The sequence below is a fragment of the Gordonia desulfuricans NBRC 100010 genome, from assembly GCF_001485495.1.
Classification (GTDB): Bacteria; Actinomycetota; Actinomycetes; order Mycobacteriales; family Mycobacteriaceae; genus Gordonia; species Gordonia desulfuricans.
The window spans coordinates 1-15,535 of record NZ_BCNF01000080.1 but is presented as its reverse complement, the minus strand read 5'-3'; the positions used below and the strand labels follow the sequence as shown (position 1 = coordinate 15,535).

Here is a 15,535-nt window from a genome sequence, read left to right as displayed (position 1 = left end):
CCCCGTTCCATTTCTCCGATCAGCTGGGACGTGCGCGAAGAACGCTGAGCGCCAACAACACCGACGGGTACATCTCGGGTGTGGTCGGATCGAATCCGAGTAGTCCGCGAATCCGGTCGAGGCGTTGATACAGGCTCTGCCGGCCGATGTGCAGGGCTGCGGCCGAGCGCGTCGCGCTGCAGCCGTACCGCAGGTGGACGTCGAGGGTGTGTGCGAGCTGCGCCGACTGGCTCTCGTCATGTGCGCGAAGGGGTTCGAGGAGCCGGGCCAGTTCCGTTCCGACCCCGTCGGGCAGGGTGCGTGCCGCGGCGTCGACCGCCAGCTCCCGGGAGGTGAACACGCCGTCGCCACGGGAGCCGTCCCGACGCTCCCCGATCGCGATGGACAGCCGTTCCGAGCAGGTGCGCAGTGCATCGGCGAGTACCCCGGACAGCCCGGCCCCGGCGTCGAATCCGCCGACGGCGATGGCATCCCCGACGACGGCGGTGACCCGTCCGACCCGTGCCGCGGCCGCGGCCATCGCCCGATGGGTCCGCTCGACGGGATCGGCGTCGGCGTCGGCGGGGTCGCGGGTGCCGGGTACCACCATCAAGGCGTGGACGGTGGCATCGACGATGGCATGCACCACCGCGCCGGTGGCGTCGGCGCGGGCGAGGACCGTCTCGGCCATCCGCGGGTCGGGGGCGTCGATCGCGACTGCGACGAGATGGGATGAATCGGTCAGTGGTACACCGGAACTGGTCAATCTGGCGTACAGGTCGGCCCGGCGCACCGGACGCCCGTCGAGCAACTCGGCGACCAGCCGGGCGCCGATCGCCGAGCGGCCGGGACCCGACCGGGTGAGTGCGGCGCCGACCGGCCCCGCACCGACACCCAGTAGCTCGGTGATCTGATCCGGGTCCTCGGGTCCCGAAACCTGCTGATCTGCACGGGGTCCCGCGTACAGGGTGCCGATCTCCCGGTCGCGCACGGTGATCGGCATCGAGGCGATCGCGGAGTCGACCAGACGCCATGCGGCGCGGTCGTCGTCGGCGCCGTGCGCGGCGAGCAGCGCACCGCCGGCGCCGACCAGCACGATCGGGCATCCGGTCGCGTCGGCGATGTGGGTGATCATCGCCGCCGTACCGCCCGAGGCGGTCAGTGCCGCATGCAGCCGGGCGTCGAGGGTGCTGCGCAGTCGCAGGCCGGCCACCTCGTCGGAGACGATGGCGGTGTTCGCGGCGCGGCACACGTCGATGAACGGCACCACCGTCCGCAGCTCGATGATCGGCAGGTGCACCGCCGAGCCCTCACGGATCATTTCCTCGGGCACCTCGTCGAAGGTCCGGCCGATCTCGAAGGCCAGGGCGGCGACACCGCGTTCGGCGAGGTCGCGGATGTAGTGGCGGCGGATGCCCGCGTCGAGTCCGGCCAGCCCGAGGCCGGTGGTGAGCAGCAGTTCGCCACCCGACAACAGCGGGCCGATCTCGAAGATCTCGCTCGAGTGCACCCACGACACGGCCACGTCGAGCCGGTCGTGGGCGGTCAGCACCCGTGGGTCGGAGGCCGCCAGGTGGCGGTCGATCACCTCTCGCAGGGTGGGGGTGCCGGTGGTGTCGCGCATGGATAGACGATATGCACGTCGAGACCTGGCCGCGAGGCGACGAACTGTCGGTTGCTGCGGCGTCGTCGGGGGCGGATCCTCGAATGATGACCGCCATCCCTGATCCGGTGACCCTGCTCGACACCGCCTATCACCAGGCCATGACCGGCCTGGCCGAGGGCGGAATCCCGATCGGCGCGGCCCTGTTCGCCGCCGACGGAACGCTGCTCGGCGAGGGGCGTAACCGTCGTGTGCAGCAGGACGACCCGTCCGTTCACGGTGAGACCGACGCCTTCCGTGCGGCCGGCCGCCAGCGTGACTACTCGTCGACCATCATGGTCACCACCCTGGCGCCGTGCTGGTACTGCAGCGGCCTGATCCGCCAGTTCGGCATCGGTTCGGTGATCATCGGTGAGAACCGCAACTTCGCCGGTGGCGAGGACTGGCTGCGTGAGCTCGGGGTGAACGTCACCGTCGTCGACGATCCGCGCTGCGTGGCCATGATGGGTGAGTTCATCGAGAACCATCCGGCCGTGTGGAACGAGGACATCGGCGTCGTCGATCACGAGGAGGCGAAGTGACCGGCGCCGCGGGTGCGAGCCCGATCCTGACCGTCGACCTGTCGCAGTGGCGCGCCGGCGGTGAGGCGGCCGCCAAGGTGTGTGCCGACGTCGACGAGTCGCTGCAGAAGGCCGGCTTCCTGCTGGTCACCGGCCACGGTATCGATCCGGGACTGCCGGCCGCGTTGCGTGCGACCGCGCGGCAGTTCTTCGCGATGCCCGACGACGTCAAGTCCCGGTATGCGGTGACCGTGGGCGGGCGGGGCTGGATCGGTCCCGGTCTGGAGGCCAACGGCTACTCGGAGGGCACCGAGACCCCGCCGGATCTGAAGGAGACCTACAACTCCGGTGCGCAGACACCGGTGGGTATCCCCGAGATCGACGACTACTGGTTCGCTCCCGACGTGTGGCCCGCCGAGGTGCCGAAGTTGCGTGAGCTGTTCACCGCGTGGACGTCGCAGATGAAGGCGCTCTCCGACGACCTGCTCGCGCTGATGGCGGCATCCCTGGGGTCGGCCCCGGCAGACAATCCGTTCGCCGACCTCGCCGGCAACTCCACGTGGACGTCGAACATCAATCACTATCCGCCGATGGCGGTGGTCGGCGAGCCGGAGCCGGGTCAGTTCCGGATCGGCCCGCACACCGACTTCGGTACGGTCACCATCCTCGACCGCGAGCCCGGGGCCGGTGGCCTGCAGGTCTACAGCGACGAGGGTGGTTGGGCGGATGCGCCGTACGATCCGTCGGCGCTGACCGTGAACATCGGTGACCTGCTCGAATACTGGTCGGGTGGCCGTTGGCCGGCCGGGCGCCATCGTGTCCTGCCGCCGCAACCCGATGCACCGGAAGAAGACCTGGTGTCGTTGATCTTCTTCTACGAACTCGACCACGACGCCGTCGTGACCCCGCTCGAACCGCCGGTGGGCAAGGTCGGCGGGCGGCCGCCAGTGGTGTCCGGAGAGTTCATCAAGGAACGGCTGGACGCGATCACCGTCGGCTGATCGAACCGAGATCCACTCGCCCGCGTATGTTGGGGCGAGTGGACTTTCGTATCTTCACCGAACCCCAGCAAGGCGCCACCTACGATCAGCTGCTCGCCGTGGCGAAGCGGGCCGAGGCCCTCGGCTTCGACGCGTTCTTCCGCTCGGACCACTATCTGGCGATGAACGCCGACGGTCTGCCCGGACCCACCGACGCGTGGCTCACCCTGGCCGGTCTGGCCCGAGAGACGTCGACCATCCGGCTCGGCACCCTGGTCACCTCCGCCACCTTCCGGCACCCCGGACCGTTGGCCATCTCGGTGGCCCAGGTCGACCAGATGAGCGGCGGGCGTGTCGAATTCGGTCTCGGCGCAGGCTGGTTCGAGGCCGAGCACACCGCCTACGGCATCCCGTTCCCCGGCCTCGGCGAGCGATTCGACCGACTGACCGAGCAGCTGGAGATCATCACCGGACTCTGGCAGACGCCGGTCGGCAGCACCTTCGACCACGCCGGCAAGTTCTACACCGTGCAGGACTCCCCGGCCCTGCCGAAGCCGACGCAGGAGCGAGTGCCGGTGATCGTCGGCGGGATGGGCCGCAACCGTACCCCGGAGCTCGCGGCGCGGTTCGCCACCGAGTTCAACATCCCGTTCCAGTCGCTCGACGCCGTCGCCGGTCAGTACGCCCGCGTTCGTGAGGTCTGCGGACAGGTGGGCCGCGACGCCGACGACCTGACCTACTCGGTGGCGCTGGTGCTGTGCTGCGGCCGTACCGAGGACGAGCTGGCTCGCCGTGCCGCCGCCATCGGTCGCGAGGTCGACGAGCTGCGCGAGAACGGTGCCGCCGGTACTCCCGACGAGGTCGTCGCCAAGATCGAGGCCTACCGAGCACTCGGCGCCACCCGCGTGTACCTGCAGGTGCTCGACCTCGACGATCTCGACCACCTCGATCTCGTCGCCGCGGAGGTCGTCCCGAACGTCGGAGGGTGATCGGGTCTCCAAGCGGTTGCGCGTCGTGGGGCGGGCCGGAGACCTGCCCCTAGACTGCCAGAATGCGCGGCAAACACATCACCGGCTACGACGTGGCCAAGCGGGCCGGCGTCTCGCAGTCAACGGTGTCGCGGGCATTGCGAAACGACCCACGCGTGATCCAGGAGACGCGGGACGCGATCCAGGCTCTCGCCAAGGAGATGGGCTACGTCCCGCACGTCGCCGCGCGCAACCTCATCACACGCCGGTCGGCCGCGATCGCGGTGATCACCGGTGATCTGCGCAACCCGTCGTTTCCATTGCTCGTGAACACGTTGCAAGACCGCTTCGCCCGTGATGACTATCGCGTGCTGCTGATGAACGACCGCGAACGCGGGGAGATCGGCAAGGACATCGAAGCGTTGCGCGGCGGGCTGGTGGATGGAATCGTCTTCATCTCGGCCCGCAAGGATTCACCGATCGTCACCGAGATGATCGACTGGAAGATGCCGCTGGTGATCCTCAATCGTGACGTCGACGAGAGCCAGGCGCACCGGGTGGACCGGATCACCTCAGACAACGTGGGTGGAGGGCGCCTGGTCGCAGACCACCTCGTCGCTTTGGGGCACAGACGCGTCGGTCTGATCTCGGGTCCGCTCACCAACCCGAGCGTGGTGCTCCGTGAACGGGGTTTCCGGGAAGGGTTGGCCGCGCATGGGATCGACCTCGACGAGTCCCTTGTCGCGCGCGGTCCGGTCGATGCCAAGACCGGACTCGACGGTGGCCTGGAGCTGCTGGCGCGACCGCAGGCGCCGACAGCGATCTTCTGTATCACCGACTATGTGGCGTTCGGGGCGCTCGATGCCGCGAAACGGTTGCAGATGAGTGTTCCGGATCATGTCTCGGTGGTGGGATACAACGATCTCGACATCGCGAGCTGGTCGCTACTCGATCTGACCACCGTGCGACAGCCATTGGAGGACATGGCAATTGCGGCAGCCGAGTTGCTGCTCGCACGAATTGACGGTGCCACGGGTGCGCCGGTGCACCGGGAGTTCGAGGTCGGCTGGGTTCGGCGCGGGAGTGTGGGCACGGCACCGGAGAACAGCGCGTAGCGAAGGAAACATCTTCGAAACAGTGGGGCCATGGGCGCGTAAATGACGATCAATACATTCGAAGTCACGACCGGCGCTGAGGCGGGTCATCTTCTCTCCTCACTTCCCCTATCTCCGTTCTGTACCTCGATCGTCAGGAGCACTCCCATGGATATCGGCGTCTTCATTCCCATCGGCAACAACGGCTGGCTCATCTCCAAGAGTGCTCCGCAGTACATGCCGTCGTTCGAGCTCAACAAGGAGATCGTCCAGCGTGCAGAGCACTACGGACTCGACTTCGCACTCTCGATGATCAAGCTGAAGGGTTTCGGCGGCGAGACCGAGTTCTGGGACCACAACCTCGAATCGTTCACGCTGATGGCCGGTCTGGCTGCGGCGACCGAGCGCATCAAGCTGTTCGCCTCCACTCCGATCCTCACCCTTCCGCCGGCCATGGTGGCCCGAATGGCCTCGACCATCGATTCGATCGCTCCGGGGCGTTTCGGCGTGAACATCGTGACCGGCTGGGCGCCAAACGAATACACCCAGATGGGGCTGTGGCCGGGGGAGGAGTACTTCGGCTACCGCTACGACCAGGCCACCGAGTACGTGACCGTCATGAAGGAACTGTGGGCAGATGGTGTCAGCAACTTCAAGGGCGAGTACTACACGATGGACAACTGTGTCCTGTCTCCGCGCCCGACGGGTGGCACGGCCCCGATCGTTGCGGCCGGACAGTCGAAGTCGGGGATGAAGTTCGCCGCTGAGATGACCGACTACAACTTCATCATGGGGACCGGGATAAACACGCCCACAGCGATTTCCGAGGCAACAAGTACCCTGGTGGAGGCCGCCGCCACGACCGGACGTGATGTCGGCGCGATGACCCTGTTCATGATCATCGCCGCGGAGACCGATGAAGAAGCCCAGGCGCGGTGGAAGGACTACCACGACAACGCCGACCTCGCGGCCCTCGGCTACATGGCCGACCAGTCTGCCGCCGACACCGAGGCCGACGGCGAATCCACCGCTCGCACGATCTCTCTGCCCGAGGGGGCTGTGAACTTCAACATGGGAACGCTGGTCGGTTCGTTCGAGACCGTTGCCGGGATGCTCGACGAGATCGCCGAGATCGACGGAATCAAGGGCATCATGCTGACCTTCGACGACTTCCTCGAGGGAATCGAGAACTTCGGCACCCGAATTCAGCCGCTCATGATGAGCCGCAAGGAGGTCATCGAGCCGGCGGCATAGTCGACGAGACCTTCTCTGAACGATCTCCACTCACGACGGTGTGGCGGGCGGTGCGACGATGATCGCTCGCCACACCTCTTTGCCGAAGGACTCCCCGACATGTCTTCCCGCACAATCGCCATCGCCATCGCCCAGGCCGGTGGCCTCGTCGAGGACATCGACGCCAACATGGCCACGCTGGCCGATCTGGTCCGGACGGCTGCCGCCCCGACCGCCGATGAGGGAGCTCCCGATCTGGTGGTCCTGCCCGAACTCATCACCACCCCCTACTTCTGCACCACCCACGAGGTCGACCGATCGGGTTGGGCGCAACCGATTCCTGGACCGGCAACTGCGATACTGGCCGATGTCGCGCGGGAATGCGGCACGGCGATCGCCTTCGGGATGTTCGAGCGGACCGTCGACGGGACCACGCACAACTCGGTTGCGATCCTCACCGCCGATGGTGACGTGGTGGACTGGCACACTGCGACAGGTGAGCTGACGCCGGCGTACCGGAAGCTGTCGCTTCCGGCCTCCAAGGTCGGCGACATCGACATCGACGAGAAGTACCACTTCGCACCTGGGCCGGCCCCGGTGACCGTCGACCTTCTCGGCACCCGTTTCGGTGCCGTCATCTGCTATGACCGCAGTTTTCCCGAGTACTGGGGCGTCGCCCGGTTGGCCGGTGCGGAGGTGATGCTCGCGATCGTCTCGTCCCTGGGAACCCGGGAGGCGCTGTTTCTCGCGGAGTTGCAGACGCGCGCAATGGAATCACAGACATGGGTGATCGCCGCCAACCGTGGCGGACCAGAACACCTCGACGGGACCACGGTCTCGTACTTCGGCCTGTCGTGCGTGATCGCACCGAACGGCACGATCGTCGCCCAGGCGCCCGCACACGAGGCCGGTGCCGTACTGCGCGCGACCGTCGACCTCGATGAGGTGACGCGCACGCGTGTGGCCTTTCCGCTTATGCGTGATCGTCGCCCCGAGGTGATGCACCAGCTCGCCGCTCTGTCCGACAGATCCCTCACCCCGAATCCGATCGGGGTGGCGGCCGGCACGATGTCGATCCAAGGGTTGGCCACGTCTGGGGGTCGGTGGTGACCGCTCCGTACTATCCCGATCTGACCCGTGGTAGCGCATCATCACCCGACGAACTGCTTCCTGCCGCGACCGCTGACATGACGGAGGTGCTGGAAACCTCACGCAGCAGCCCATTGCCGTCGGCACCGGATGCGCCGGGTTCGGAGCCCATCGACTTCATCGCGGTGTTGCACGGCGCATCCGTGCCCGGCCGGTTTCCGGGACTGCCGGTCCCGCCGACACCCATGCGGCCCGACGTTCCCTTTCATGATCTCGGCGTCGGAGAACTACTGCACGCCTATGCATCTGGCCGCGCAGCCGTTGTGGATGTCCTGTCCGTACTCCGAACCCGCTGGGATAGAACAGAACTGGCTCCGGGTGCGGTCCTTGCTGTGATCGATGGTCTCGACGAGCTCGCCGCCGAGGCGGATCGCCGATGGCGCAGCGGCACCGCCCGGCCGCTGGAAGGTGTCTTCTTCGGTGTCAAGGACATGATCGACGTGGCCGGGGCGCCGGTCACGGCCGGTTCGGTTGTCACCGGTGATCGGATCGCCACTCGGGACGCCGTGGTCGTCGCCCGGCTCCGTGCCGCAGGCGCGATTCCCGCATTGATCACCGCGACGACGGAGTTCGCCTGCGGTGCACCGGTCAACGCCCGATACGGCGTGGTCCGCAACCCATGGGACACCGATCGCTGGACTGGCGGGTCGTCGACCGGATCGGCCGGTGCGCTTGCCGCAGGACTGGTGCCGTTCGCCCTCGGCACCGATACCGGCGGATCGATCCGGGTGCCGAGTGCGCTGTGCGGATTGTCCGGTCTGAAACCCACCTACGGGCTGGTTCCGCGGACCGGGGTCGTCTCGTTGGCGTGGAGTCTCGACCACGTCGGGCCGATGGCCCGGTGTGCCGACGACCTACGTCTCGTGCTGCCGCATCTGCTCGGTACGGATGCCGGGGATGCCACCGGCTCGCCGACCCAGGTGTGGGACCAGGTGAGGTCGCAGTCGCTCTCGCCTGACCGACGGCCGTCCGTCGGTGCACAGCGAGTCGGAGTACCCACCCGCTGGTTCACCGACCTCTGTGATTCCGGCGTGCGTCAGGCCTGGCACCAGGCGATCGGACGACTCGCCACGGCGGGAGTGGAGATCGTCGACGTGGATCTGCCGTCCATGCGGTTGATCCATGACGAGCTGACCGTGATCCTCACGAGCGAGTTGGCATCGAACCAAGAAGCCGTCGCCGACCGATTCGCCGACCACGACCTCGGCATGCAGGTCCGGATCGTTCGAGGTGGGGTGCCGTCGGCGGTCGACTACCTCCGGGCATTGCGCCGCCGGGCCGGTGCGCTGCGTGACACGATCGCCGCCTTCGATGCTGGTGCGGTGGACCTGCTGATCACTCCGGGTGTCGGTGGGGTCGCTCCCGAATTGTCCGACCTGAGGATCGAGGTCGACGGTGACCGGATTCCCATGCAGGCGATGATCGGCCGTAACACCGGACCCTTCGACTACCTGGGACTGCCGGCCGTGATGATCCCCGCCGGAACATCGGCGGGCCTGCCGGTGGGAATGCAGATCGTCGGCCGCCCCTGGGCCGACGATGCCGTGCTCGGGCTCGCGTCGGTGTTCCAGACCCTCACCACGCACCACCAGCGTCGCTTCGATGACCGATGACCTGGCGGTAGATGTTGCAGTGCAGCGACATTCACGCCCGTGGCTGGTGTTCGCCACCACGAGCATAGGGGTGCTGGCGGTCTTCATCTCGATGAGTGGCCTGACCGTGGCCTTGCCCACGTTGACCCGTGAGCTCTCGGCGACTCCAGCACAATCGACGTGGATCGTGCTCGGCTACATGGTGGTCACGACCGCCCTGATCCTCGTGTTCGGACGACTGGCCGACATCGTGGGCCGAAGGCCGTTGTACCTCGGTGGACTGGCGGTGTTCGCGGTGGCGAGTGCGGCGTGTGTGTTCGCACCGTCGGCGGAGTGGCTGATAGTCGCACGAATCCTGCAGGGTGTCGGGGCGGGTGCAGTGGTCACCAACAACACCGCCCTGCTCACCGATGTCTTTCCGACACATCTACTCGGCCGCGCGCTCGGGTGGAACGCCACCGTTGCGGCGCTCGGGCAGGTCGTGGGTCCGCTCATCGGGGGTGCTGCCACGGCTCTGCTCGGCTGGCACGGACTGTTCCTCGTGGTGACTCCGCTCGCGGTGATCGCCACCGTCACCTCGGTACTGGTCATCCCGCGTTCGCCTCGGGTCCGACGTCGGCGCGAACACTTCGATGTAGTGGGTGCACTGCTGTCCACAACACTCTTGACAGGGATCGTCCTCGCCCTGACCCCGGGCTTGTCCGGGCCCGCATGGATGCCATTTGTGTACGGCACGGGATCGATGGTGCTTGCCGTCGTGATGGTCGCGTGGTTTGTCCGGCGGAGTGAACCGCTCATCGATCTGACCCTCTTTCGGGATCGGCGGGTCGGCATCATCATGGTGGCGGCACTTCTCACGGCTGTCACCACATACGCTGTTCCACTGATCATCTCGCTGTTCGAGCAGGCAGCAGAAGGAACCTCACCGTTCGTTGCCGGAATCCTGGTTATGCCGGTGGCCCTGGGTACCGTGCTGGCGGCATCGGTGGCCGGATCGGTGGTGAATCGGTACAGCCCGCGGACGCTGATGGCGATCGGGCTCGTCTTGATCACCATGGGATTGGGCGGCATGACGCTGCTGCTGACGCCGGACTCGACGCCCCGATGGGCCTCGGCCCTGTGTCTTGCGTTGATCGGTATGGGTATCGGATTGTTCATGACACCCAGCACGAGCGCGCTGATGCTGACCGTGGACCCGCAACGACGGGGAATCGCGAACGGTTTGCGATCGATGCTGCAGAACGTGGGCAATCTTCTCGGCACCGCGCTGATCCTGTCCATCGCCACGATCGGACTCGGGGCGAGTGCTCGCGAGGCCACCTACGCGGGGGCGACCGATTCGCTCGGCGCGGCCGACATCGGGGTTCTGATCGGCAATCTTCGGTGGGGTGGTCTGGTCCTGACCGTGGTCGCCGCCATCGGAGTCCTGGTGTGCCTGATGTTTCCTCGAACCCCGGTCACCGTCACGCCGGTCGACCTCGATGACGATGACCCGATCTCTGTGAAGGAGCCAGTATGACCATCGGTGATGGGCGAGCCGCGCAGGCCGCCGACTATGCCAAGGCCGGGTTCGGGCTGCCGCTGGAGCCCGGGGACCGCCCGGCGGTGATCGTGGTGGATCCGGCGCGCGCCTATGTGGACGTCGACTGTCCGCTGTACGCCGGTGTGGAGGCCGCGGCCGAGGCCATGCGGGCGTTGGTGGAACTCGCCCGCGAGCGCGGCATCCCGGTGATCTTCACCGAGGTACGACTACGTGCTGATGGCCGTGACGCGGGACTGTTCTTCCGGAAGTCCGGAACTCTGCAGGCCTTCTGTGAGGGAAGCCCGTTCGCCGAACCGATCGACGGGCTCGAGGCGCGTCCTGGCGAGTTGGTCATCACCAAGAAGTACGCGAGTGGCTTCTTCGGGACGCACCTTGCGTCGTCGCTCAATGCTGATCGGATCGACACGGTGCTCATCGCAGGACTCTCCACCAGTGGATGTGTGCGCGCGACAACGCTGGATGCCATGCAGAACGGATTTGTCCCAATCGTCGTCGAGGATGCTGTGGGTGATCGGGATGATGTCATCCACCGATCGAATCTCTTTGATATGCAACAGAAAATGGCAGAAGTCTGGCCACTCTCGCGAGTCTCTGAGTACGTGGCTGGACTCGCAGTCCCTGACGCGTAGACCACATCTGGGCGGGGGTCCGGCGTTTACACAACGCACACAATCTCGTCGGTAGACGCAACATGCATTCGATACATTCGAAGTCAGAAGACATTCGAAGTCATGCCAGTCTGGTGATGTGCCTACGTCGTCACGATCCTGCTGGATGTCACCCTCCTTCCACCTCTCATCGCGCAGGAGTTCCATGTTCATGTCCACAGCAGCATCCCCATCCACCCGACGAGTCGGTCGTAGTCTGTTTGCGGCGGTGAGCATCAGCGCTGCCCTGTCCCTGGCGGCATGTAGCGGCGGTGCATCGGGATCCGACGCATCGGAGGCCGACATCAAGGCAGGCATAGAAGCCGCGTCGGCGCAATTGGCGAAGTACTCCGGGGATCCCGAATTCACCTTGGACGCACCGGCGTTCCCGATGAAGAACATCGCAGGGAAGACCATCTTCGCGATTCCCACCAGCAGTGAGAACCCGTACAACGTCGCGGTCGACGAGGAATCGAAGAAGGTGGCCGAGCGGTACGGGGCCACGTGGATCGAGTACACCAATCAGGGGCAGCCAACCCAGTGGTCGATGGGCGTCGAGCAGGCCGTGAATCAAAAAGTCGACGTGATCGTGCTCTCGCAGGGCATCGATGCATCGCTGATCAAGCCGGCTCTGGAGAAGGCCAAGGCCGCGGACATTCCGGTGGTCCTCAGTCACACCATCCTGACCGGCGAGCAGATGCCCGAAGACCTGCAGCCACTGATCGCGGCCTACACCGATGCTCCTCTGCGAGAAGCCAACCGGCTCACGGTCGACTGGATGATCACCCAGACCGAAGGCAAGGGCAATGCCATCATCATCACTTCCGACGAGGTGCCGCCGGCGAAGGCAGAAGTGGTGGCGATGGAGGACGAGATATCCAAGAACTGCCCGGCTTGTACCTACAAGGTGGTGAACGTTCCGGTTGCCGACTGGGCCACCAAGATCCAGCCGGAGATCCAGTCGGCGCTCTCGGCCGATCCCTCGATCAATTTCGTTCTGCCCATCTATGATTCGATGTCGTTATACGCACAGGCAGGAATCCAGGCTGCCGGCGCCAAGGGTAAGGTGCAGATCTCGTCGGTGAACGGAACGCCCGCTGTCCTCAAGATCCAGCAGGATGAGGGCATCGTGACAATGAATGTCGGCGAGTCGATTCCGTGGCTTGCGTGGGCAACGCTGGACCAGGTCGGACGGCTTCTCAACGGCTTGCCGCCGGTCGCCGATGGCGCAGAGAAGACGCCACTGAAAGTGATCACCGCCGAGAACATCGACGCGTTCGGTACTCCGCCGGTTGCCGGGAAGGGCTACGGCGACGCATATGTGAGGGGTTACGAGGCGCTGTGGGGCGCTCCGTGACCGGCATGTCACCGACTGCCCGGGTGGAGCGGGACCCGGTGGTCAACATCGTCGGGCTGTCGAAGACCTTCGGCACCCACCGGGTCTTGGACAACGTGGGAATGACCATTCATGCCGGGGAGGTCCACGGACTACTCGGTGAGAACGGATCCGGTAAGTCCACGTTGATCAAAGTTCTGGCCGGATTCCACGAACCGGATCCCGGCTCGTCGCTGCAGGTTCGAGGTCGAGATATCGCCTTGCCGATCAGTGCCGGGGGGTTTCGGGAACTCGGGATCAGCTTTGTGCATCAGGATCTCGCGCTCGTACCGGATCTGTCTGTGGTGGAGAACCTTCGGGTCGGCCAGGTTGTCGCCGGCTCGTCGCCGTGGATCTCTTGGCGTCGCGAACGTGACTATGCCAAAGACCTTTTCGCCACATACGGTATCGACATCGATCCGGCGGAACCGGTGTCGGCGCTCAGTGCTACCGAAAAGGCGCTGCTGGCGTTGATGCGTGCGGTGGACGAGCTGGACGACAGACGCACTCTGCTCGTACTCGACGAGCCCACGGTGTTCCTGCCCCGTGAGGGTACGGACCTGTTGTTCTCGGTGGTGCGTAACATCATCGCGGACCGCAAAGCCGCAGTGCTGTTCGTTTCGCACGACCTCGACGAGGTTCTGACGCATACCGACCGGGTGACGATCCTGCGGGACGGCAAGCCACAAGGGACGCACTCGACATCCTCGCTGGACACCGAGAGCCTGATCGAGCTCATCGTCGGGTCCGCCGTTGCAGACGAGCGCCATAATGCGCCTAGGGATTTCAACGGGGTGGCCGCACTCGCCCGTGTCCGGGAACTGTCTTGCGACCGCGTCAACTCGGTAGATCTGAGTGTCCATCCCGGTGAGATCGTCGGGATCACCGGCATCGCAGGATCGGGATATGACGACGTACTGCCCGCGCTCTATGGCGCGAGCCGGGCCGACGGCGGCGAACTGTCGGTGGGTGAGCACACCCTTGCGCTGGTATCGGTGAGTCCGATCGAGTCACTCGAAGCCGGAGTGGTGTACATCCCGCCAGATCGAAAGGTCGAGGGGAGTGCGCCCGAACTGTCGGTCGCCGACAACGTCACGCTTCCGGTGTTGTCTCGGTTGGTGCGGCCTCGACACCTGAAGACCGTCGCGATGCGGATCGCGGAGACGTGTGACGTCCGTCCGCGGGATCCCTCTGCAACATATGGTTCGCTGTCGGGTGGAAATCAACAGAAAGCACTGTTCGGCAAGTGGTTGCAGCTCGATCCGAGACTGATACTGCTCGCCGAACCGACCCAGGGCGTCGATGTGGGCGCGCGTGCCCGCATCTTCGAACTCCTCCGCGCCACCGCAGACGGCGGCGCGGCCATCATGGTGGCCAGCTCCGATTATGAGCAACTCGCGGTTCTGTGTGATCGCGTCTTGGTCATGGCGAACGGCGACATCGTCACCGAGCTCACCGGGAGCGACATCGCCAAACGAACGATCTCAGATACCGTGCTCAGCTCGACCCGAGAGGTTGTGAACGTCTGATGCCCACCGAAGTCTCTTCGCCTACGTCGGGCGGTGCTGCAGCCGCCGACACCGCGGTCTCGAAGACCACCGATCTCGTCGTCGCCGAGCCGAAGTCCCCACGACGGTACCTGCGCGGGAACGGACTGTTCGAACGCTACGCACTGGTTGCGGCGCTGGTGGTGGTGTTCGCCTTCTTCTCGATCCTCAAACCGGAGGTCTACCCGACTGCGAGCAACATCCAGAACATCCTGGGGTCACAGGCCGTACTGCTGATCTTGGCGCTGGGTCTGATCGTGCCGCTCACCGCAGGCGAGTTCGACCTGTCGAGCGTTTCGGTGATGTCCCTGTCTGCCATGATGATCGCGGTCTTGAACGTCCAGCATGGCTGGTCCCTCGGTTCGGCAGTGATAGTTGCGCTGATCGCGACATTGGTGGTCGGTCTGATCAATGCGTTCCTTGTCGTGCGGCTCCAGATCGATTCGTTCATTGCCACTCTGGGCTCTGGGACCGTGGTACTCGGTGTAGTGCAGTGGATCTCCAAGTCCACTTCGGTCACGGGAATTGATTCGGCACTCGTCGAGGCAACCGTCGGTACTCGCGTCTTCGGGGTGTCGTTGCAGTTCTACTATGCGTTGGTCCTGGTGGTCATCGTCGCGTTGATCTTCCAGTTCACCCCGGTCGGCCGCCGACTGCTGTTCGTCGGCCGGGGTGCGGCCGTCGCACGACTCAGTGGACTGCACGTCGATCGGATTCGGGCAGGCGCTTTGGTCACCTCATCGGGTATCGCCGGTATCGCGGGCATCATCTACGCGGGCATGCTCAGTGGCGCCGACCCGTCGTCGGGGCAGTCGTTCATGCTGCCGGCATTCGCCGCCGCCTACCTTGGTGCGACCGCGATCATCCCGGGCCGGTTCAATGCCGTCGGGACCTTGTTCGCGGTGTACTTTCTCGCCGCGGGTGTCGTGGGACTGCAGATGCTCGGTGTGGCCAGCTTTGTGCAGCAGCTGTTCTACGGTGGGGCGCTGATCATGGCGGTCGCATTGTCGGGGGCTGTACGTCGCCGGTCGACCACCAAAGCCCCTGCACGTAGGTGAGGTAGGTGTCGAAATCACCGCTGGTCGCGGGGGGCGGTGACCACCTCCGAGGTGGTCACGTCGACGACGTCGGCCGACAGAGGTTTCGACACGTCTCGTCGCTTCGCTCCTCATCGGCTCAACCAGCAACGGCCAGTGGCTGATTGAGCGGGAACCCTCCTCCGATGATTGAGCCGGGACCGAGCCGGAACGGCGAGGTCCCGAGTC

General features: G+C 65.4%; 13 protein-coding genes. 12 read left to right on the top strand and 1 reads right to left on the bottom strand.

All coding sequences use genetic code 11. From position 1 onward, the window contains the following. Positions 1-19: 19 nt before the first annotated feature. Complete coding sequence (locus GD1_RS13705) at positions 20-1,603, bottom strand: PucR family transcriptional regulator (RefSeq protein WP_157079477.1); 1,584 nt, start codon at positions 1,601-1,603, stop codon at positions 20-22. A gap of 86 nt (positions 1,604-1,689) precedes the next feature. Between GD1_RS13705 and GD1_RS13700 the strand changes: the two genes are divergently transcribed. From GD1_RS13700 to GD1_RS13645, 12 genes are all read left to right on the top strand, one after another. Continuing rightward, the gene (locus tag GD1_RS13700) at positions 1,690-2,163 is read left to right on the top strand and encodes a nucleoside deaminase (protein ID WP_053777310.1); all 474 of its coding nucleotides are present in this window, start codon (positions 1,690-1,692) and stop codon (positions 2,161-2,163) included. Further along, on the top strand, positions 2,160-3,143 hold the full coding sequence (locus tag GD1_RS13695) for an isopenicillin N synthase family dioxygenase (protein ID WP_059037569.1): 984 nt from the start codon (positions 2,160-2,162) through the stop codon (positions 3,141-3,143). Before GD1_RS13700 ends, GD1_RS13695 begins: the two co-directional genes overlap by 4 nt. 38 nt (positions 3,144-3,181) lie before the next feature. Beyond that, positions 3,182-4,111, top strand: a complete 930-nt coding sequence (locus tag GD1_RS13690; RefSeq protein ID WP_059037568.1) for an LLM class F420-dependent oxidoreductase — start codon at positions 3,182-3,184, stop codon at positions 4,109-4,111. Positions 4,112-4,173: 62 nt separating this feature from the next. Further along, positions 4,174-5,205: a LacI family DNA-binding transcriptional regulator gene (locus GD1_RS13685; protein WP_053777309.1), complete on the top strand. Its 1,032-nt coding sequence runs from the start codon at positions 4,174-4,176 to the stop codon at positions 5,203-5,205. A 147-nt stretch (positions 5,206-5,352) separates the two neighbouring features. After that, a complete protein-coding gene (rutA, locus tag GD1_RS13680) occupies positions 5,353-6,438 on the top strand; it encodes a pyrimidine utilization protein A (RefSeq protein WP_059037566.1) in 1,086 nt (361 codons plus the stop codon). A gap of 99 nt (positions 6,439-6,537) precedes the next feature. Next, positions 6,538-7,527 (top strand): carbon-nitrogen hydrolase family protein, encoded by a 990-nt coding sequence (locus tag GD1_RS13675; protein WP_059037564.1) that lies wholly within the window; start codon positions 6,538-6,540, stop codon positions 7,525-7,527. Continuing rightward, positions 7,524-9,179 carry an amidase gene (locus GD1_RS13670; RefSeq protein ID WP_053777342.1) on the top strand — a complete coding sequence of 552 codons (1,656 nt, stop codon included), beginning with the start codon at positions 7,524-7,526 and terminating at the stop codon, positions 9,177-9,179. The genes GD1_RS13675 and GD1_RS13670 overlap by 4 nt, the downstream gene beginning before the upstream one ends. Further along, on the top strand, positions 9,169-10,677 hold the full coding sequence (locus GD1_RS13665; RefSeq protein WP_020791452.1) for an MFS transporter: 1,509 nt from the start codon (positions 9,169-9,171) through the stop codon (positions 10,675-10,677). Before GD1_RS13670 ends, GD1_RS13665 begins: the two co-directional genes overlap by 11 nt. Further along, on the top strand, positions 10,674-11,330 hold the full coding sequence (locus tag GD1_RS13660; protein WP_053777308.1) for an isochorismatase family protein: 657 nt from the start codon (positions 10,674-10,676) through the stop codon (positions 11,328-11,330). The genes GD1_RS13665 and GD1_RS13660 overlap by 4 nt, the downstream gene beginning before the upstream one ends. Positions 11,331-11,520: 190 nt before the next feature. Further along, on the top strand, positions 11,521-12,705 hold the full coding sequence (locus GD1_RS13655; RefSeq protein ID WP_059037610.1) for a sugar ABC transporter substrate-binding protein: 1,185 nt from the start codon (positions 11,521-11,523) through the stop codon (positions 12,703-12,705). 5 nt (positions 12,706-12,710) lie between these two features. After that, positions 12,711-14,252, top strand: a complete 1,542-nt coding sequence (locus GD1_RS13650) for a sugar ABC transporter ATP-binding protein (RefSeq protein WP_053777340.1) — start codon at positions 12,711-12,713, stop codon at positions 14,250-14,252. Further along, positions 14,252-15,328, top strand: a complete 1,077-nt coding sequence (locus tag GD1_RS13645; RefSeq protein ID WP_020792255.1) for an ABC transporter permease — start codon at positions 14,252-14,254, stop codon at positions 15,326-15,328. The genes GD1_RS13650 and GD1_RS13645 overlap by 1 nt, the downstream gene beginning before the upstream one ends. Positions 15,329-15,535: the final 207 nt, after the last annotated feature.